21 protein-coding genes are annotated in these 18,948 nt (G+C 72.6%); 10 read left to right on the top strand and 11 right to left on the bottom strand.

Going from position 1 to position 18,948, the window contains the following annotated elements; translation table 11 throughout:
* Window positions 1-45 precede the first annotated feature (45 nt).
* Entirely contained in the window at window positions 46-693 is a 648-nt protein-coding gene (locus tag ACZ3YO_RS11785; RefSeq protein ID WP_465568071.1) for a histidine phosphatase family protein, read from the bottom strand.
* Window positions 694-755: 62 nt separating this feature from the next.
* Window positions 756-2,084 (bottom strand): glutamate-1-semialdehyde 2,1-aminomutase, encoded by a 1,329-nt coding sequence (gene hemL / locus ACZ3YO_RS11780; RefSeq protein WP_465555249.1) that lies wholly within the window; start codon window positions 2,082-2,084, stop codon window positions 756-758.
* Window positions 2,085-2,387: 303 nt separating this feature from the next.
* On the opposite strand from hemL, the gene ACZ3YO_RS11775 reads away from it, so the two are divergent.
* Entirely contained in the window at window positions 2,388-3,017 is a 630-nt protein-coding gene (locus tag ACZ3YO_RS11775; protein ID WP_380322880.1) for a hypothetical protein, read from the top strand.
* A gap of 200 nt (window positions 3,018-3,217) precedes the next feature.
* Window positions 3,218-4,462, top strand: coding sequence for a trypsin-like serine peptidase (locus ACZ3YO_RS11770; protein ID WP_465568021.1), 1,245 nt, complete (start codon window positions 3,218-3,220; stop codon window positions 4,460-4,462).
* Window positions 4,463-4,651: 189 nt separating this feature from the next.
* Here the strand turns inward: ACZ3YO_RS11770 and ACZ3YO_RS11765 are convergent, their stop codons facing one another.
* From ACZ3YO_RS11765 to ACZ3YO_RS11755, 3 genes are all read right to left on the bottom strand, one after another.
* On the bottom strand, window positions 4,652-6,163 hold the full coding sequence (locus tag ACZ3YO_RS11765) for a DHA2 family efflux MFS transporter permease subunit (protein ID WP_465568018.1): 1,512 nt from the start codon (window positions 6,161-6,163) through the stop codon (window positions 4,652-4,654).
* A gap of 95 nt (window positions 6,164-6,258) precedes the next feature.
* Window positions 6,259-6,747, bottom strand: a complete 489-nt coding sequence (locus tag ACZ3YO_RS11760) for a MarR family winged helix-turn-helix transcriptional regulator (RefSeq protein ID WP_465555255.1) — start codon at window positions 6,745-6,747, stop codon at window positions 6,259-6,261.
* Window positions 6,748-6,950: 203 nt separating this feature from the next.
* Window positions 6,951-8,225, bottom strand: a complete 1,275-nt coding sequence (locus ACZ3YO_RS11755; protein WP_465568015.1) for a hypothetical protein — start codon at window positions 8,223-8,225, stop codon at window positions 6,951-6,953.
* Window positions 8,226-8,329: 104 nt separating this feature from the next.
* Between ACZ3YO_RS11755 and ACZ3YO_RS11750 the strand changes: the two genes are divergently transcribed.
* Window positions 8,330-8,596: a hypothetical protein gene (locus ACZ3YO_RS11750; protein ID WP_465568013.1), complete on the top strand. Its 267-nt coding sequence runs from the start codon at window positions 8,330-8,332 to the stop codon at window positions 8,594-8,596.
* Window positions 8,597-8,615: 19 nt separating this feature from the next.
* On the opposite strand, the gene ACZ3YO_RS11745 is transcribed toward ACZ3YO_RS11750, so the two are convergent.
* Window positions 8,616-10,301 (bottom strand): RICIN domain-containing protein, encoded by a 1,686-nt coding sequence (locus ACZ3YO_RS11745; protein WP_465568010.1) that lies wholly within the window; start codon window positions 10,299-10,301, stop codon window positions 8,616-8,618.
* 324 nt (window positions 10,302-10,625) lie between these two features.
* A complete protein-coding gene (locus ACZ3YO_RS11740; protein ID WP_465568007.1) occupies window positions 10,626-10,865 on the bottom strand; it encodes a chaplin in 240 nt (79 codons plus the stop codon).
* A 229-nt stretch (window positions 10,866-11,094) separates the two neighbouring features.
* On the opposite strand from ACZ3YO_RS11740, the gene ACZ3YO_RS11735 reads away from it, so the two are divergent.
* The 4 genes from ACZ3YO_RS11735 to ACZ3YO_RS11720 all read left to right on the top strand — a co-directional run bounded on the left by ACZ3YO_RS11735 (window position 11,095) and on the right by ACZ3YO_RS11720 (window position 12,778).
* A complete protein-coding gene (locus ACZ3YO_RS11735) occupies window positions 11,095-11,346 on the top strand; it encodes a chaplin (RefSeq protein ID WP_465568004.1) in 252 nt (83 codons plus the stop codon).
* Window positions 11,347-11,661: 315 nt separating this feature from the next.
* Window positions 11,662-11,904 (top strand): chaplin, encoded by a 243-nt coding sequence (locus tag ACZ3YO_RS11730; RefSeq protein WP_465568002.1) that lies wholly within the window; start codon window positions 11,662-11,664, stop codon window positions 11,902-11,904.
* A gap of 110 nt (window positions 11,905-12,014) precedes the next feature.
* Window positions 12,015-12,287 carry a chaplin gene (locus tag ACZ3YO_RS11725; protein ID WP_465567999.1) on the top strand — a complete coding sequence of 91 codons (273 nt, stop codon included), beginning with the start codon at window positions 12,015-12,017 and terminating at the stop codon, window positions 12,285-12,287.
* Window positions 12,288-12,406: 119 nt separating this feature from the next.
* A complete protein-coding gene (locus tag ACZ3YO_RS11720; RefSeq protein WP_465567996.1) occupies window positions 12,407-12,778 on the top strand; it encodes a hypothetical protein in 372 nt (123 codons plus the stop codon).
* A gap of 120 nt (window positions 12,779-12,898) precedes the next feature.
* Here ACZ3YO_RS11720 and ACZ3YO_RS11715 read toward each other — a convergent pair whose 3' ends face one another.
* Window positions 12,899-13,555 (bottom strand): hypothetical protein, encoded by a 657-nt coding sequence (locus tag ACZ3YO_RS11715; protein WP_465567994.1) that lies wholly within the window; start codon window positions 13,553-13,555, stop codon window positions 12,899-12,901.
* A 300-nt stretch (window positions 13,556-13,855) separates the two neighbouring features.
* Between ACZ3YO_RS11715 and ACZ3YO_RS11710 the strand changes: the two genes are divergently transcribed.
* The 3 genes from ACZ3YO_RS11710 (at window position 13,856) to ACZ3YO_RS11700 (ending at window position 15,102) form a co-directional block, all read left to right on the top strand.
* Window positions 13,856-14,200, top strand: coding sequence for a rodlet layer protein (locus tag ACZ3YO_RS11710; protein WP_238863694.1), 345 nt, complete (start codon window positions 13,856-13,858; stop codon window positions 14,198-14,200).
* A 77-nt stretch (window positions 14,201-14,277) separates the two neighbouring features.
* Window positions 14,278-14,622: a rodlet layer protein gene (locus ACZ3YO_RS11705; RefSeq protein ID WP_360182585.1), complete on the top strand. Its 345-nt coding sequence runs from the start codon at window positions 14,278-14,280 to the stop codon at window positions 14,620-14,622.
* A gap of 222 nt (window positions 14,623-14,844) precedes the next feature.
* On the top strand, window positions 14,845-15,102 hold the full coding sequence (locus ACZ3YO_RS11700) for a hypothetical protein (protein WP_465567990.1): 258 nt from the start codon (window positions 14,845-14,847) through the stop codon (window positions 15,100-15,102).
* An 82-nt stretch (window positions 15,103-15,184) separates the two neighbouring features.
* Here the strand turns inward: ACZ3YO_RS11700 and hemB are convergent, their stop codons facing one another.
* From hemB to hemC, 3 genes are all read right to left on the bottom strand, one after another.
* The gene (gene hemB, locus ACZ3YO_RS11695) at window positions 15,185-16,165 is read right to left on the bottom strand and encodes a porphobilinogen synthase (protein ID WP_465567987.1); all 981 of its coding nucleotides are present in this window, start codon (window positions 16,163-16,165) and stop codon (window positions 15,185-15,187) included.
* Between the two features lie 68 nt (window positions 16,166-16,233).
* Window positions 16,234-17,901 (bottom strand): bifunctional uroporphyrinogen-III C-methyltransferase/uroporphyrinogen-III synthase, encoded by a 1,668-nt coding sequence (locus ACZ3YO_RS11690; RefSeq protein ID WP_465567985.1) that lies wholly within the window; start codon window positions 17,899-17,901, stop codon window positions 16,234-16,236.
* Window positions 17,898-18,908 (bottom strand): hydroxymethylbilane synthase, encoded by a 1,011-nt coding sequence (gene hemC / locus ACZ3YO_RS11685; protein ID WP_465567982.1) that lies wholly within the window; start codon window positions 18,906-18,908, stop codon window positions 17,898-17,900. The genes ACZ3YO_RS11690 and hemC overlap by 4 nt, the downstream gene beginning before the upstream one ends.
* Window positions 18,909-18,948: the final 40 nt, after the last annotated feature.

The following is an 18,948-nucleotide window of genomic DNA, read 5'->3' as shown; positions in this document are numbered from 1 at the left end:
CCAGGCCTGCGCGCGGCCCGTCGACGGGGCCTGCGGGGCACCGCGTCAGGCGCCGAAGCTCTTGCCCACCGGCTTGCTCTTGCCGCCCTTGCCGACCAGGTGCGCGGGCAGCAGGTCACGGGCCGGCTCGCGGTAGCCGACCGAGACGATCTTGTCGCCCTCGAACGTGAAGCTGGTCAGCGAGGCAAGCGAGCACTGCCGGTTGCGCGGGTCGTGCCAGAGCCGGCGGCGCTCCACGAAGGAACGGACGATCCAGATCGGCAGCTGGTGGCTGACGCAGACCGCCTCGTGCCCGCGAGCGGCGTCCCGGGCCGCGGCGAGCGCGCCCATCATCCGCACCGCCTGCTCGATGTACGGCTCGCCCCAGGAGGGCTTGAACGGGTTGGTCAGGTACTTCCAGTAGCCCGGGTTCCTCAGCGAACCGTCGCCGACCCCGAAGGTCTTGCCCTGGAAGATGTTGTCCGCCTCGATCAGCCGGTCGTCCGTCGCGAGGTCCAGGCCGTGCGACTTGGAGATCGGCTCGGCGGTCTCCTGCGCCCGCTCCAGCGGGGACGCCACCACGTGGGTGATGTCCCGGCCGGCCAGGTCCTCGGCCACCCGGTCGGCCATCTGCCGGCCCAGCTCGGAGAGCCGGTAGCCGGGCAGCCGGCCGTACAGGATGCCCTCCGGGTTGTGCACCTCACCGTGCCGCATCAGGTGGACGACGGTGATGTCCTTGGCGCTCACTTCTCAGTACTCCTGGGGCTCGGTGAAATCTAGGCCGTGGCCTCGGCGGCCGCACGGGCGGCGGCCGGCAGGGCGGCGGCGATCCGCTCGATCGCCCGCTCGTCGTGGGACGCCGAGACGAACCAGGACTCGAAGGCGGACGGCGGCAGGTAGACACCCTGGGCGAGCATGGCATGGAAGAAGGCGTTGAAGCGGAACGCCTCCTGGGTCTTCGCCTCGTCGTAGTTGGTGACGGCGGCCTCGGTGAAGAACACCGAGAACATGTTCCCGGCGGTCTGCAGCCGGTGGGCCACGCCCTCCTTGGCCAGCGCGTCCGCGACCAGCGTGGAGACCTCGGCGGAGACCCTGTCCACCGTCGCGTACACCTCGTCGGTGCAGCCGCGCAGCTGGGCCAGGCCGGCCGCGGTGGCGATCGGGTTCCCGGAGAGGGTGCCGGCCTGGTAGACCGGGCCGGCCGGGGCCAGGTGGCCCATCACGTCGGCGCGGCCGCCGAAGGCCGCCGCCGGGAAGCCGCCGCCCATGACCTTGCCGAAGGTGAGCAGGTCCGGGGCCCAGCCCTCGCCGGCCGCCTCCAGGCCGTACCAGCCGGCCTTGGAGACGCGGAAGCCCGTCATCACCTCGTCGGAGATGAACAGCGCGCCGTTCTCCTTGCAGAGCCGGGCCAGGCCGCCGTTGAAGCCGGGCAGCGGCGGGACGACGCCCATGTTGCCGGGCGAGGCCTCGGTGATCACACAGGCGATCTCGCCGGGGTGCGCCTTGAAGGCCTGCTCGACGGCGGCCAGGTCGTTGTACGGCAGCACGATGGTGTCGCCGGCCTGGGCGCCGGTGACGCCCGGGGTGTCCGGCAGGCCGAAGGTCGCCACGCCGGAACCGGCGGCGGCCAGCAGCGCGTCCACGTGTCCGTGGTAGCAGCCGGCGAACTTCACGATCTTCGCCCGGCCGGTGAAGCCGCGGGCCAGTCGGATGGCCGACATGGTCGCCTCGGTGCCGGAGGAGACCAGGCGGACCTGCTCGACCGGGGCCACCCGGGCGACGATCTCCTCGGCCAGCTCGACCTCGCCCTGGCCGGGCGTACCGAAGGAGGTGCCGCGGGAGACCGCCTGCTGGACGGCGTCGATGACCGCGGGGTGCGCGTGGCCGAGGATCATCGGTCCCCACGAGCACACCAGGTCGACGTACTCGCGGCCGTCGGCGTCGGTGAGGTAGGGGCCCGTGCCGGACACCATGAAGCGCGGCGTGCCGCCCACGGCGCGGAAGGCGCGCACCGGGGAGTTGACGCCGCCGGGCGTGACGACCGAGGCGCGGTCGAAGAGCGACTGGGACTGGGGTGCTTCGTAGGGGTAGCTCACGGGAGACATGGTCTCAAATCGTGTCCTTCACCTCTGCATGTCGGACCTCATCATCTGGAACGATGATCCGGGGGACGAAGTCTGTACGGTTATCCGTACAACGGGGCCCCTGGCTGCTCCCGCTGGACGGACCAGTCAGACTATGTACTCAGGCTTTCCACGCGGGGTGTGCAGACTCCCCGCGTGTGCAGGGGTGTGAAGAGGACTGCCGCGTGCCCCGACTGGGTACGGCGGCGCATGACGGGTAAGGAGCACGTCCGGTGGGACGCCGGACGTGCGGGGGTCTGTCGATTCCGGCGAATTCCGGTGAGGATGGTCCGAGTGTCCGAGGCGCAGGACGGCTACGACGAGGCCGCGGGTGGCTCCCGCCGGCCCGCCGAGGCCGCACGCGGGGGTACGGGAGCGGGTACGGGTCGTGGAGGTCGCGGCGGAGAGAGGCGGGGTGAGGGACGCGTGGGGGTGACCTACAAGTACTTCGGCGCACCCGACCGAGCCACCGCCGCCAGAGTCCCGACCGCGCTCGGACCCGGCGGGCTCGGCCTCGACGCGGGCGAGCTCGGCTCGCTCGGGCGGCTCGGCGACCTGATGGAGACCAGCGGCTCCCCCAACGGCCACCTCTCCACCAAGATCAAGCCGGAGACCATGAGCGCGATGGTCCTCACCGGCATCCAGGGCGTGCCGCTGCACCAGGTCCCACCGCTGGAGCTGGTCGTCCTGCACCCCGACTACGCGGTCGTCCAGCTTCCGCAGAACGTCGTCGAACCGCTGCGCAAGGCCGACGAGACCGAACTCGGCGCCGCCGCCTTCATCTGGTCCACCGTCCCCGACCGCCGGGGCCCGCGCGACGCCTTCGTGATCTACAGCATGCTGCACGAGTGGCAGGACTTCGCGAACCGGCTGCACGAGGCCGGCCACCAGCTGTACTGCCTGGTCTGGCCCTGAGGTCCCGGCCCCCGCGCCCCCTCCGGGACTGCGCCGCGGGGTGACCGGGGGTGCTCGACCGGGTCGCGCCGGGGACGGGCCCGCCCGCCCGAACCCGCCCGGGAACAGGTGTTCTGACGATCGGTGACATACTCCTGCCCGCACACCCGGCGTCGGCGGTTTCCACGCCGGGCCGCTCACAGGGGGATTTTCCGACGTTCATGTCATCGACTCGTATCACCATGCGCGCCACGCGGGCCACCCTCGGCGCATCCGTACTGGCACTCACCCTGCTGGCCACCTCGGCCTGCGGGCCCGACAACAGCTCCGGCGACACGACGGCCACGGGGGCCGCGACCAACGCGCCGGACCTGGGGCTGCCGGCCAATCTCGCGGATCTGAAGAAGTGGAACTTCGACGACTGGGAGAAGTGGGCCAAGGACTACGCCCTCCCGGCCGTCGCCAAGGGCTACTGGAACCTGGACAGGATGCTGTCCGCCCAGCCGGCCGGGCAGGTGAAGCCGTCGGCGCCCCAGCCGTCCACCGCACCGGCGCAGTCCGCGCAGCCGACCACCGCCGCGCCGAAGCCGTCGACCGCCCAGACGCCGGGCGGAGCACCCACCCAGCCGGGCGACACCGGCAGCGACCCGGCGCCCCAGACCGTCACCGCGCAGGCCGTACCGCACCCGTACGCGAAGAACATGGCCGTATTCGGCAAGATCTTCTTCGACAAGCCCGGCGGCGAGAGCCTCGCGCCCGGCAAGCTGGGCCAGCACTACGTCTGCTCCGGGACCGTGGTGGCCGACCCGGCCCACCCCGGCAAGAGCAACCTGGTGTGGACCGCCGGCCACTGCGCCCACCAGGGCAAGGGCTCCACGTTCAACAGCAACATCGTCTTCATCCCGGACTTCAACAGCTCCGGCGCGGTGACCGGTGGCAAGCGGCCGACGGAGGCCTCGCAGTACGCGCCGTACGGCGAGTGGGACGCGGTCAACTACGTCACCTCCCCGGTCTGGAAGGCCGAGGGCGGCGGCCCGGTGGGCCCCGCGGCGCAGTACGACTTCGCGATCCTGCGCGTCAAGCCCGAGAACGACGGCGGCAAGTCGCTGGAGGAGACGATCGGCGGCGCCGTGCCGGTCTGGTTCAACGCCCCGCGCGACCAGCTGGCCGTCACCGATTACGGCTACCCGGCCGCACCGCCGTTCGACGGCATGGAACTCGACCACTGCGAGGGCGGCAAGCCCTCCCGCTACTCGCTCGACCCCGCGCGCCCGCCGATGCTGGCCATCGGCTGCTCCATGACGGGCGGCTCCAGCGGCGGCGGCTGGCTGGCCACCAAGGACGGCAAGCCGGCCCTGGTCAGCAACGTCTCGGTCGGGTTCGAGGGTGAGCCGAAGTACCAGACCGGCCCGTACCTGGACAGTGTGGCGGCCGGCCTGTTCGACTTCATCGCCAAGAAGGGCTGACGGCGGCACCCGGCACACCGGCTGTCCCGCCGCCCCGCGCGTGCGGGGCGGCGGGACGGTGCGCCGAACGGACGGGCCGCCGGGTCTCCCCGGCGGCCCGTCGCCGTGTGGTGTGTGACTGTCCGACCGTCTGGCCGCGCGTCAGAAGATCCGCGCCGCAGAGGATCCGTGCTTCGGAGGATCCGTGCTTCAGAGCATCGGCACGGCCGGCCGGTCGGCGTCCGGGCGGGCGGGCCGCAGGACGACCGCAGTGAGCACCAGGGCGGCCGTGAGCAGGCCGGCCGCGACCGCGAAGGCGAGCCGGAAGCCGCCGGTGAGGGCATCCGCGGCGGAGTGGCCGGCCGCGGTCAGGGCGGCGCTGCGGGAGGTGGCCAGGGTCGTGAGGACGGCCACGCCGAGGGCGGCGCCGACCTGCTGGGTGGTGTTGAAGAGGCCGGAGGCGGTGCCCGCGTCGGCCGTGCTCGCGCCGGACATGCCCAGCGCGGTGAGGCCGGAGAGCACCAGCCCGCCGCCACCGATCAGCAGCATGGTCGGCAGCAGGTGGACGACGTAGTCGGCGTCGGCCGGCAGCCGGGTGAGCAGCCCGAGTGCGGCGACCAGCAGCGCCAGCCCGGCGAGCAGGACGTTGCGCTCGCCGAAGCGGGCGTTCAGCCGGGCGGAGAGCAGCAGCGAGACGGCGCCGATGGCGACGGCCGCCGGGAGCATCGCCAGGCCGGTGGCGGCGGCGCCGTAGCCGAGCACGTTCTGCAGGTAGAGGGCGGCGAGGATCTGGAAGCCGAACATCCCGGAGATGGTCAGGATCTGCACGACGTTGGCGCCGGCGACGTTGCGGGAGCGGAACATCCGCAGCGGCAGCAGCGGGTGGGCGGCACGGGCCTGGCGCAGCAGGAAGGCGGCCAGCAGGGCGACGGAGAGCCCGCCGAGGCCGAGCGTGCGGGAGGAGGTCCAACCGTGCTCGCCGGTGCCGACGACGGTGTAGATGCCGAGCATGAGGGCGGCGGTGACCAGGGCGGCCCCCAGGGCGTCGGCGCCGGCCCGCAGTCCGGGGCCGCGGTCGGAGTCGAGCACCCGGACGGCGAGCAGGGCGGCGGTGAGGCCGAGCGGCAGGTTGATCAGGAAGATCCAGTGCCAGTTGAGGGCCTCGGTGAGGACGCCGCCGAGGACCTGGCCGATCGAGGCGCCGGTCGCGCCGACGAAGCTGAAGGCGCCGATCGCACGGCCGCGCTCGCCGGGCTCGGGGAAGAGCGTGACGATCATGCCGAGGCTGACCGCGGAGGCCATCGCACCGCCTACGCCCTGGAGGAACCGGGCGGCGATCAGCACGCCCTGGCCGGTGGCGACGGCGCAGAGCAGCGAGGCGGCGGTGAAGAGCGCGAGCCCGGCGACGAAGACCTTCTTGCGGCCGATCAGGTCGCCGAGCCGGCCGGCCAGCAGGAGCAGGCCGGCGAAGGCGATCAGATAGGCGTTGACCGTCCAGGTCAGGCCGGCGGGCGTGAAGCCGAGGTCGGCCTGGATGGCCGGCAGGGCCACGGTGACGATGGAGCCGTCCAGGACGATCATCAGCATCCCCGCGCAGAGCACCGCGAGGGCGAGCGCTCGGGAGCGGGCGGGGACCGCCGGGCCCGGGGCGGGCGCGGTCGGCGCGGCCTTGCGCGGGGTGGCCGTGCGCGGGGCGGGCGCGGTCGGGGCGTGCGTGGTCATGGTGGGTCTCCCGGTTCGTCGAGTACCGGGAATGACACTAACAGATTGTTTTGTTCGGGACTATCTTTCTCGGGAAGGTCTCGTCATCTACCCACTCAGCCCCTGGCGCGGCGGGCCCGCCGGACCGTCCGGTCGCTCTCCACCGGCTCGGCCAGATGTCCGCCCACCAGCCGCGACAGCGCCGAGACGAAGGCCGTTCGCTCCGGGTCCGGCAGCGACTCCAGCACCTCGCGGTGGACCCGGTCGGCGATCGCGGTGCCCTGCTCGACGGCCCGCTCGCCCGCCTCGGTCACCGAGATGATCCGGGCCCGGCGGTCGGTGGCGGACGGCCGGCGCTCGGCGAGGCCGGCCTTCTCCAGCTCGTCGACGGTGACGACCATGGTGGTCTTGTCCAGGTCGGCCAGCTCGGCCAGCTGGATCTGGGTGCGCTCAGCCTCCATCGCGTGGAAGAGCACGCAGTACGCGCGCGGGGTGATCCCGAGCTCGGTGAAGGCGGCCGCCATCCTGGTCGCCAGCACGTGGCTGGCGTGGTCCAGAAGGCCGGAGAGGTCGCGGATCTGGCGCACGGGCGGGCTCGTCGTCATACGTCCGAGCGTAGCAAGGCCGTCTCCCGGCAGATGATCCCGTGAGCAACCAAATACGCCGCGCCCCGGCAGCACGCACCGGCCTCCCGGAACGCACCGGCCTCCCGGAACGCGCCGATCGGCAGAACGCACCGCCGCACGCATTGCCCGGCGCTGTGTGGCCGCCCGGGGCTACGGAGCGCCCGGGTGACGAGATGCCCGGGCTACGGAATGCCCAGCTCGAACAGCGCGTACCCCGCGTACCAGCCGGCCGCCAGCGACGGCACCGCGAAGAGGCCGATCAGGGCGGGCAGCCGCACCCGGCGCAGCGCGATCGCCAGGCCGATGACGAGCGGGAAGGCGGGCAGCAGGTAGCGCGAGATGTTGCTGAAGATCTGGTTGCTGCTCAGCGCGGTGAAGACGGTCAGCAGCGTGTAGACCACCAGCACCAACGGCGGCCGGACGCGCAGCAGCAGCACCAGCAGGCCGGGCAGGGCGATCACCAGGCCGACCGCGATGAGGTCCGGCACCGGGTTGGACTGCCAGAAGGTCCAGTGCCCGGTGATCACGTCCAGGAAGGTGCGGGAGGTGGAGGCTCCCCAGTCGAAGTAGCGGTTCCAGGCACCGCGCTGGAGCTTGAAGTAGCCGCCCCAGTCGCCCATCCGGTAGCCGACCCAGGCGACGTACCAGAGCAGGCCCCAGGGGGTGATCAGCATCGCGGTCAGGGGGCGCGCGATTCCGTCCCCGCGCCGGATGAGTGCCACCAGCGCCGCGATCGAGACGGCCGCGATCAGCGCGGCCGCGGTGGGCCGGTTGAGACCGGCCGCGAGGGCCAGCAGGCCGGCGGTCACCCAGCGGCGCGTCATCACGCAGTAGCAGGCCCAGGCGGAGATCGCGACGAAGAGCGAGTCCGAGTAGACCGCCCACTCCACCCCCGAGCCCGGGAAGAGACCCCAGATCACCGCGGCGGTCACGCCCGCCCGGAAGCCGCCCAGCCGCTCGGCGATCGCGAAGATCCCGGCCGCCGCGACGAACGAGGCGACCACCGAGACGGCGATCCCGGAGCCGTACGGGCCGAGGCCGGTCACCGCGCCGACCAGCCGCATCAGCCACGGGTAGAGCGGGAAGAACGCAGCCGAGTTCTCGTGGTACGTGGCCAGCGTGCCGAAGCCGTGCACCGGGACGAGCTGCGGGTTGTAGCCGTTCTCGGCGATCCGCTGGTACCAGATGCCGTCCCAAGTGCCGAGTACGTCCCAGGGCTGGGCACCGCCGCCGCGGCCGACCTCCTTCTTGAGGAAGTCCCCGGTGTGCGAGAGCAGCAGCATGAAGACGCCCAGACCGATCGCCTTCACCACCGCGTACGCGCCGATCGCGGGCGCGAAGCGGTCCACCGCGGCGGGGAACCGGCCGTGGCCCTCGGCACCGTCGCGCCGGTCGCCGGCACCGGACGGCTCCGCGCTCGCCGGCTCCGTACTCGAGGTACTCGCTGCGGTGCTCATCAGCTCGGGACTCCCTCCCCCGCTCGTGGTCGGCGCGGCCGTCGGTCGCTCAGCCGCCGAGCGAGCCTACGGCACGGGGGTTCGCGCGCCCGCGTCAACCTTCCGTGCAGGTCTCCCGGAAGGAGCAGAGCCCGTCCGCACGCCCGCGCCCCCCTTCCCGCCGCACGCTGCGCGGCGAGGCGGTGCGGCGGTATGCAGACGAGTGGATCGGCTCGGTCACCGCGGACGAGTGGATCGGCTCGGTCACCGACGTCACGGAGCTGGCCGGCGAGGTCCGGCGCACCAGGGACGCCGCGCTGCTGCCGGTGGAGCGGGCGTACCCGTTGACGGGCTCCGCCGCCGCCCGGTTGGGGGCGGCGGCGCAGCTGTGACCGGTGGCAGGCCGGGCCGTCAGCCGTGCAGGTAGACGATGCCGAGCTTGGTGAGCTGCCAGAGCTGGTTGGCGGCGCCGGTGTCGGCGGCGAGCTCGACGAGCTGGTTGCCCCTGGCGTCGAGGTCTCCGCTCGCGGTGGCGACCTTGGACCGGTCCTGGGAGTCGGCCAGCTTGTAGAGGCCGTTGCCGGCCGGCTCGAAGACCCAGTGCTGGTTCCCGCCGCCGTTGCAGCCCCACTGCTGGAGCCGGGTGCCGGGGGCGGTGGAGCCGGCGTCGGCGTCCAGGCACATGTTCCGGTTGCCGCTGAAGTCGAGCTCGTAGCTGCCGCCCTGCTTGATCTCCAGGACGAAGGACTGGTTGAGCCCGCCCGTGGCGTTGTAGGTGATGGCGGGGCGGCCGTTGGCGGAGTCGCCGTAGGTGCCGCCGCCGGAGAGGTCGAGCGCCTTGCCGTTGGCGGAGTTGGTGAGCTGGTACCAGGCACCGTCCTCGGGCACGTCGGCGAACGGCTTGCCGGGGGTGAGCGGCTGGATGGACGTGATGTTCTGCTGGTTGAGGGTGCAGTAGGCCTGCTGCTGGTCGGGCGCGGCGTAGAACTGGGCCAGGCAGACGCCTTCGCCGCGGTAGCCGGCCACCCGCAGGTGGTACGACTGGCGGACCATGTTCATGCAGAGGCCGGGGATGCCGATCTGCGAGTCGCAGCCGTTGCGCACCCATTCCGAGAGGTTGATGACGTCCCCGTTGCTGTACTCGTACGGGGAGCTGGTCCACTCGGCGCAGACCTCGTGGCCGAAGGCGACCCGCCGCTGGTCCAGGTACCGGACGCCGGGTACCTGTTCGGCCGCGGCGCGCAGGGTGTCGCTGAAGACCGGCACCACCCAGTTGTGGCCCCAGGCGAGGTCCTCGGGGAAGGCCGGGCAGCCGTCGGCGACCTTGCCGAGGTAGTCGTTGCGGCGGATGTCCGGGGTGATCGGGTTGAAGTACGACTGGTAGACCAGCTGGTAGGCGTTGTCGGCGTAGCCGGCCTTCCGCATGGTCCGGCGGATGTCCTGGAGCGCGGCGACCACCTTGGGCTGGACCTTCTTGGCCCGCTGGGCGATCTCGTCGCTGCCGATGGTGTCGCGGCAGCCCTGGTCCTTGGGGACGGGGAAGTATTGCGCCAGGCAGTGCATCATGATCCCGCTGAAGTCGAAGTCGTCGTTGGCGCCGATCGTGACGACGACCATCTTGACGTCGTACTTGCCCGCCACCTCGGCGAGTTGGACGTCCTGCTTGCGCTCGCCGAAGTCTCCGCTGCCGCCGCCGGTGATCTTGGCCAGCTCGGGGTCGCTGACCAGGTCGCCGGTCTGGGCGCCGGAACAGGCGAGGTCGACCGGGGTGACATCGGGGATGCCGGTGACGAAGATCTCCGACTTGGGGTGGCGGTGGCAGTAGTTGGTGGGGCTGTCGGTCTCGGGGAAGTAGCCGTCGCCGGTGTCGGTGCCCGCCCCCTCCCCGGAGATGGCGCTGTCCCCGAGGGCGACGATCGCGGCCGGGCGGGTGGTGCCGGCGGCCGCGGCGGCCGGTCCGGAGTCGGCGAGGGCGGCGGGGGCACCGGCCAGGCCGAGGGTGGCGACGAGGGCGCCCGTCGCCAGCAGCGCGCCGTACGGGGAGCGGCGCGCGACCGACCGGAACCGCCGCACACCTGACAATCTTGACCTGATCACACGTGACTCCTTGCGGGGTGGGGGACCGCCCGACCGGGGGCGCCGGACGGCTCGGAGCAAAGAAAGGTGAGCAGGTCTCATATTCTAAGTACTGACAAGTAACGCAACAAGGCTTGTGGCAGCACCGGGAGTTGACACGCGGACGACTCATCGCGCAGCCCTCGCCAAGCCCGCACGGCGCGCCCGGCCCGCGCAGCATCCGTGCAGCGCCCGCGCGACACCCGCACAGCACCCGCGCGGCGCCCGACATGCGGAGAGCCGCCGCCCCGCGCCCCAGGAGGGAAGCGCGGAACGGCGGCTCGCGCCGGCCGAACCGGGCGCAGGTCAGCCCGCGTTGACGCAGTGGTTGCCGAACGCGGGGTTCAGCAGACCGATCACGTTGATGGTGTTGCCGCAGAGGTTGACCGGGATGTGGACCGGCACCTGGACCTGGTTGCCGGAGATGACGCCGGGGGAACCCGCGGCGACACCCTCGGCGCCCGAGCTGGCCATCGCGGTGCCGGCACCGGCCGCCACGATGCCTACCACGGCGGCACCGACGGCGGCCGTCTTCTTGATGCTCATAGGAGCCTCCTGACTAATCGACAGAGATGCACGGGGAGTGCGACATCTAGAACGACACCCGCCCGACCCGGTTGCGACGGCACACCCTTTGTCACCCAAGTGGCCTAACCGGCCGGGCGCCAGGCATTCGGGTGATCACCCGGCCCGACCGTTTCCCCCCGGGCGCTTCCTCGTTCTCCCTGGCGGAACACGCTCTACCCAGGCCCTCTAGACGAATCGAGTACCGCAGATGCGCAAGCTCGCCCACGGCGTCGTCGGCACGGCGGCCACCGCCGCCATGCTGGCCGCCGGCGCCGGCGTCGCCTCCGCCCACCACATCCACGGCGCGTCCGCCGAGGGTGTCGCGGCCGGCTCGCCCGGAGTGGCCTCGGGCAACGGGATCGAGATCCCGTTGCACGTCCCGGTGAACGCGTGCGGCAACTCGGTCAAGCTGGTCGGCCTGCTCGACCCGGCGTTCGGCAACAGCTGCGCCAACGCCTGACCCAGTCCCGAACGGCCGCCCGGCCCACCCCCGCCGGACGGCTCATCGACTCCGGGAGATCCGCCGCCGGTCCGAGCCCGTCCGGAATTGCTCCTGGTCGCGCGTCTGCGCGAATTGTCCCGGCCGTGCGGGAACAATTCGCGACGTGCGGTGACGCGGCCGCCGTCCATCGCCCAAGCCACGGGCGACACGCGCCACTTGGGCCGCCAGAGTGACAATCACGGCATTTCCAGAAGCCAGCGGGCGATGATTCACCTTCGCCCGGCTCCCGACTAATTCCATTTACGGTCGGGCAGAAAACGGAGGAAGAACCCCATGCGTAACCTCAAGAAGGCCGCCGCCCTGTCCCTCGCCGCCGCCGGCCTGGTCGTCGGTGCGGCCGGCGGTGCGTTCGCCAGCTCCGGTGCCGAGGGCGTCGCCGCCGGCTCCCCCGGTGTGCTCTCCGGCAACCAGATCCAGATCCCGGTGCACATCCCGGTCAACGTCTGCGGCAACTCCATCGGTGTCGTCAGCATCCTGAACCCGGCGTTCGGCAACCACTGCGCCAACATCGGCTGAACCGGCGGTCGCCGCACCGGCGACAGCTGCTTCACCGAGTCCGTGCCGCACCCCGCCGACTGCGGGGTGCGGCCCGCTCAACCCGTGTGTGATCGAGGAGATCAACCCCCATGCAGAACGTGAAGAAGGCCGCCGTCCTCTCCGCCGCCGCCGCCGGCCTGGTGATGGGCGCGGCCGGTGCCGCCTCCGCCAGCTCCGGTGCCGAGGGCGTCGCCGCCGGCTCGCCCGGCGTGCTCTCCGGCAACCAGCTCCAGGTCCCGGTGCACATCCCGGTCAACCTGTGCGGCAACTCCGTCGACGTGATCGGCGCCCTGAACCCGGCGTTCGGCAACAGCTGCGCCAACGTGGAGGCGCACCCGCACCACGACTCGGACGACTGCTGATCCCCGATCGGCACGCATTCCGGCCGAACTGCCCTCCGACCAGCCGGCCGGGGGGCAGTTCGGCATGCCCGGGCGCGGTCCAGCCGCCCGGGGACCCGATCCCCCGAAGGGTGACTCGCATGGTTTCGAAGAAGAGCGGGGCCGGCCTGGCCGCCGCCCTGGGTGCCGCGATGCTGCTCGGCGCAGGTGCCGGCGCGGCGCACGCGGCACCGGCCGCCGGCGGCGCCGGCCTGGCCAAGACCGACCTGACCCAGGCGCTCGGCGGCACGACCGCCGGCCTCGGCTACGGCATCGCGCCGGTCAAGGACCTCCGCCTGGACCCGTGGGCCAACTCGTCGGCCGACGTGCTGAACAACGGCGCCACCGTCCAGCCGGACAACTCCGGTCTGGCGCCGGTCTCCACCGGCACGCTGACCGGCCCGCTGAGCGCCGGCGGCGGGCCGCGGGACCTGCCGGTCGTCGGACAGGTGCTCGGCGCCCTGCCCGGCTGATCCCGGCAGCGGACGCACCGGCTGCGGAAGTGCCGGGAGCGGACACGCGGGAGCCCGGTACCCCCGTCCAGGCCGGTCCGGACGGACGGGGGTACCGGGCTCCCGCGCGGGTGGAACCGCTCAGAGCTGGGCGAGGCCGGCCACGCCGGTCTGCTGCACCACACCGGTGGTGGTCGCGGTGGTGGTCGCGGCCAGGTCCGCCACCGAGTCGGTGACGGAGATCCGCTCGTCCTCGTTGCCGAGGGTGGCCTTGGCGCCGGGGACGGCCTGGACCGCTCCGGTGATCAGCCGCGGGTCGAGCTCGTCCACCTTGAGCGCGCCGTCGGCGAGCTGCCCGGTGCCGTCCTGGGCGAGCGCGAGCGGCCTGCCGAGGCCGACCCCCGGGGTGTCGGCGTGCAGCGGCGCGGCCGGGGCCTCCAGCAACAGCTCACCGAGGTCGGCGCCCCGGTCGACCAGCGGCAGCGGCAGCTCGGCCTTGGCGGTCGGGCCGACCTTGCCGGTTCCGAGCGCCGGCACGATCCGCTCCGGGAGCAGCTCGTTACCGGTGGTGCGGCCGGGCACGGCGGGCATCACCAGGGAGGTCGGGATGCCGCCGGAGACCCGGCTGTCCAGCGGGGCGAGGGGCACGTCCACCGGGACCTGCTGGGTGCCCAGCCTGTCCTCCAGGGCCCCGACCTGGTCGGGGTTGACCGCGGCGGCGGACGCCGCTCCCTGGGAGGCGAGCATGCCCGCACCGACCGCCAGCAGCATCGCGCCGGCCCGCTTGGAGAACTTCATGCTTTTCACCGTTCTGCCTGTCCGTACTGGAGATCTGGGGAGACGACTGCGCGGGCGCAGCCGGAAAGCAATCTGTCTCAACGAGACACCCGGAGCCCGGATTGCGGCGGTTAACCGGTTCGGCCTAATAATCCGACCGGAAAGCCCCGGCCGCCGCGCCTCCCGGACTCTTTTCAAAAATCCCCGTAACCTTCCGTGCCGTCATTCTTTGATCTGAATGTCAGTGACCGCAGACCGGGTCTGAGCGTTGTACGCGTTGTACGCACGGAAACCAAAAGCTTTTCAGAGAGGGATCTCCCCATGATCCAGAAGTCCTTCGCCGCCGCCGGCCTGGCCGTCGCCGCACTGGCCGCCGCCGCGGCGCCGGCCTCGGCCATCGCGGACTCGGACGGCTCCGCCGCGTCCCTCCAGGGCAACGGCGGCACCAACTTCACCGGCACCGTCGGTGACAACAGCCCGAACTTCCACTTCCTGGACAACGCGAACGTCTGCCTCCCCGAGATCCACAACATCGCCGTCGGCGTGCTCGGGGTGGCCGTCCCGGTCGAGGTCCCGATCGCCAACAGCGGCGGCAAGCAGTACTGCACCCAGGGCCAGGGCACCCAGAGCAAGGGCGACGCCGGCGTCTCCCACCTGATCGGCTGACCCCGCCTCCCCGCACCACCCCCCTGAACCACCCTTCGAATCGCTCCCCGATTCAACCCCCGAGAGGAAAACCAGAAATGATCAAGAAGACCCTCGCCGCCGCCGGCCTGGCCGCCGCCGCCATCGCGATGTCCGCCGGTTCGGCCTCCGCCATCGCCGACTCGGACGGCTCGGCCGTTTCCGCCCAGGGCAACGGCGGCACCAACCAGACCGGCACCCACGGCAACGGCTCGCCGAACTTCCACACCCTGGACAACGCGAACGTCTGCCTGCCCGAGGTGCACAACATCGCGGTCGCCGTCATCGGTGTCGCGGTTCCGGTCGAGGTCCCGGTTCTCAACAGCACCCCGAAGCAGATCTGCAACGTCGGCCAGAACACCCAGTCCTCGGGCGACGCGGGTGTCTCGCACCTGATCGGCTGATCCAGGGGCATGGCGCGGACGGAGGGCCCGGGGACGTCTCCCCGGGCCCTCCGGGCTTTGGTGCGATCAACTGTCCGGCCGGACCGCCTCGTTCGGGCGCGGCCCGACCGGGTGACAGGCCGTCGGCCCGGCGCGTGGGGCGCCGGGACGGACGGCACCGTGTGTTCACGTGATCAGTGGCAGAGCGCTCCGAACGAGCGCTCCGAACGAGAGGGCAGATCCATGAAGAGCAAGCTGGGCAAGGCCGCGCTGACCGCCTTCGGCGCGCTGGCGCTCGCGGGTGTCGCCACCCCGGCGTTCGCGCACGTCGGCCTGGCCGGCGGTGGCGAGTTCGTCGCCTCGGCCCACCCGGTGTTCGCCGCCGGCGAGTGGTGGGGCCTGGCCCACACCTCGAACATCCACAGCGGTGCGCACGGCTGGGGCGCCGCCACCTCCACCGACGCGCTCGGCGGCGTGGAGGGCTTCGCCCACGTCGGCTGACGTCCGGGCGGACGACGAAGGCCGGACCCCTCCTCCGCGGGAGGGGCCCGGCCTTCGTCCGTGTACGGGACTGCCGGCAGGACTACTTGAGCATCGCGGCGGCCTCGACCGCCCAGTAGGTCAGGATCTGCTCGGCACCGGCCCGGCGGATCGAGGTCAGCGTCTCCATGATCATCCGCTCGCGGTCGATCCAGCCGTTCGCCGCGGCGGCCTCGACCATCGCGTACTCGCCGGAGACCTGGTACGCCGCCACCGGCACCGGCGAGGCGTCGGCCACCTGCCGCAGGATGTCCAGGTACGCCATGGCCGGCTTCACCATCACCAGGTCGGCGCCCTCGGCGAGGTCCTGCTCCAGCTCGCGCAGCGCCTCCCGGGCGTTGGCCGGGTCCTGCTGGTAGCTCTTGCGGTCGCCCTTCAGCGAGGAGCCGACCGCCTCCCGGAACGGGCCGAAGAACGCCGAGGCGTACTTGGCGGTGTAGGCGAGGATGCCCACGTCCTGGTGCCCGGCCTCGTCCAGGGCCCTGCGGACGACCGCGATCTGGCCGTCCATCATCCCGGACGGGCCGACCAGGTGGACACCGGCGTCGGCCTGCACCCGGGCCATCTCGGCGTAGCGCTCCAGCGTCGCGTCGTTGTCCACGCTTCCGTCGGCGGCCAGCACGCCGCAGTGACCGTGGTCGGTGTACTCGTCCAGGCAGAGGTCGGACATCACGACCAGGGAGTCGCCGACCTCGGAGACCACGTCCCGGATCGCCTGCTGGAGGATGCCGTCCGGGTTGGTGCCCTCAGTGCCGACCGCGTCCTGCACCTCCGGCACGCCGAACAGCATGACCCCGCCCAGGCCCGCCTCGGCGGCCTCGACCACGGCCTTGCGCAGGGTGTCGCGGGTGTGCTGGACCACGCCCGGCATCGACGTCACCGGCACCGGCGCGCTGACGCCCTCGCGGACGAACAGCGGCAGGATCAGCTCCGCCGGGTGCAGCCGGGTCTCGGCGACCAGCCGGCGCATCGCCGGGGTCGTGCGGAGCCGGCGGGGGCGAACGTACGGGAATTCAGCGGACACGGCTTCTCTCTCCGAACGGTTGTGCAGCGCCGGGGGCGACGGGGTTGCCGCCCCCGGCAGGAGGATTCTCAGCGGGCCTTGCGGCGCGAGCCCGGACGGCGCTCGCTGGGCCGGTAGACCGGCTCGCCCGCCGCGGTCGCGGCGTCGCGGCGCTTGGCCCCGAAGTCTGCCAGCGCCTGGGCCAGTGCGGCCGCCGACGGGGCCGGAGCCATCACGTCGACCCGCAGGCCGTGCTCCTCGGCGGTCTTCGCGGTGGCCGGGCCGATGCAGGCGATGACCGTCACGTTGTGCGGCTTGCCGGCGATGCCGACCAGGTTGCGCACGGTCGAGGACGAGGTGAAGAGCACCGCGTCGAAGCCGCCGCCCTTGATCGCCTCGCGGGTCTCGGCCGGCGGCGGCGAGGCGCGCACCGTCCGGTACGCCGTCACGTCGTCGACCTCCCAGCCCAGCTCGACCAGGCCGGCCACCAGGGTCTCGGTGGCGATGTCGGCACGCGGCAGCAGCACCCGGTCGATCGGGTCGAACACCGGGTCGTACGGCGGCCAGTCCTCCAGCAGCCCGGCCGCGGACTGCTCGCCGGACGGTACGAGGTCGGGCTTCACGCCGAAGTCCACCAGCGCCTGCGCGGTGGTCTCGCCGACCGCCGCGACCTTGATCCCGGCGAACGCCCGGGCGTCCAGGCCGTACTCCTCGAACTTCTCGCGGACGGCGCGCACCGCGTTCACCGAGGTGAAGGCGATCCACTCGTAGCGACCGGTGACCAGGCCCTTGATCGCCCGCTCCATCTGCTGCGGGGTGCGCGGCGGCTCGACCGCGATGGTCGGCACCTCCTGCGGCACCGCGCCGTACGAGCGGAGCTGCTCGGAGAGGCCGGTGGCCTGCTCCTTGGTCCGCGGCACCAGCACGTTCCAGCCGAACAGCGGCTTGGTCTCGAACCACGAGTGAGAGGCGCGGTGGGCGACCTGCTCGCCCACCACGGCTATCACCGAGGTCGCCGGGTCCACCGGGGCGGAGACCGGCGAGGGCAGCACCCGGGCCGCCTTCAGGTCCCCCGCGATGGTGGCCAGGGTGGCGGTGAAGGTGCGCTGGCGGGTGGTGGTGCCGGAGAGCGTCGCGCTGAGCGCCGACTCCGGCTTGCGGCCGTTGGAGACCAGCGCGTTGGCGGTGGCCGGCAGCTGGCCCAGGGTGGTGCGGACGACCAGGGTGGTCTCCGGCGCGCCCAGGTCCACCGGGCTGCCGGCGAGCAGCGCGGCGCCGTCCACGAACCGGACGTCGGTGCCGGCCGTGCCGCGCAGCGGGACGCCCGCGTAGGCCGGCACGCCGACCGACTGGGCGACACCCGGGATCACCTCGAACGGGATCCCGCCGCTCGCGCAGCTGAGCATCTCCTCGGCGGCGCAGCCGTCCAGGCCCGGGTCACCGTCGACGGTGCGGACCACGTGCTTGCCGGAGCGGACCGCCTCGGCGACCAGCTGGGCCAGGTCGAAGTCGGTGCCCTCGGCGGCGGGGGCGTGCACCTGCACACCGGCCGGACAGTGGCTGCGCACGGCGGCGGCCGTCAGCGGGTCGGCGACCAGGATGTCGGCCGAGGCCAGCACCTCGACGGCGCGCAGGGTCAGCAGGCCCGGGTCCCCGGGGCCCGCGCCCAGGAATGTGCACCGTCCGGCGGCGGCCGGCCCGCCCGCGAACGGGCTGTCGGCCGGGAACGGGGTGTCGGTGGCGGTGGTGGGGCTCATCGGGCTCGCTCCCCCATAAGGGCGGCCGCGCCCGCGTCGAGCAGCCGGGCGGCAAGGGCGTGGCCGAGGGCCCTCGCCTGCTGCTCGGCGGTCTCGTCGAGGACGATCGGACCGTTGGCGGACATCTTCAGCAGGGTGGCGCCGTCGACGGTGCCGACCACGCCCTCCAGCCGCAGTTCGTACAGGTGGCCCCAGGTGGCCAGCGCGGCGACCGGTGCGGAGCAGCCGGCCTCCAGGGTGGCCAGCAGGGCACGCTCGGCGGCCACCGCGACCCGGGTGGGCAGGTGGTCCAGGGCCGAGAGGGCGGTGATCAGATCCGGGTCGGCGGTGGTGCACTCGATCGCGAGTGCGCCCTGGCCGGGGGCCGGGATCATCAGCTCCGGGTCGAGGTGCCCGGTGATCTCGGCGGCGCGGCCGAGCCGGTTCAGACCGGCCGTGGCCAGCACCACCGCGTCGAGCTCGCCGGAGGTGACGAATCCGATCCGGGTGTCCACGTTGCCGCGGATCGCGACCGTCTCCAGCTGGGCGCCGCGGGCGCGGGCCCACGCGTTCAGCTGGGCCATCCGGCGCGGCGAGCCGGTGCCGACCCGGGCGGTGTGCCCGGCGCCGGCCAGCTTCTCGACCAGCTCGTCCAGGGCCAGGCCCTCGCGCGCCACCAGGGCGTCGCGGACGTCCTCGCGCTCGGGCACCGCGGCCAGCACCAGGCCCGCGGGCTCGGCGGTGGGCAGGTCCTTCAGCGAGTGCACGGCGAAGTCGATCCGGCCCTCCAGCAGGGCGTCCCGCAGGGCGGAGACGAACACGCCGGTGCCGCCGATCTGTGCCAGCGCCTCCCGGGAGGTGTCGCCGTAGGTGGTGATCTCCACCAGCTCGACGGGGCGCCCGGTGAGCCGGGTCACCTCGCGGGCGACCATGCCCGACTGGGCCATGGCGAGCGCGCTGCGCCGGGTGCCGAGCCGCAGTGGTGCGGTGGCGGCCGGGGCCTGGTCGGTGAGCGGTTGACCATTCATGAGGTGATCGTCCCGGTGGTACTCGTGGGATGGCTGACGG

The organism is Kitasatospora sp. NPDC022785 (genome assembly GCF_055561295.1).
Note: the sequence above shows the minus strand (reverse complement) of the source record. Positions and strands in the feature narration are given on the sequence as shown.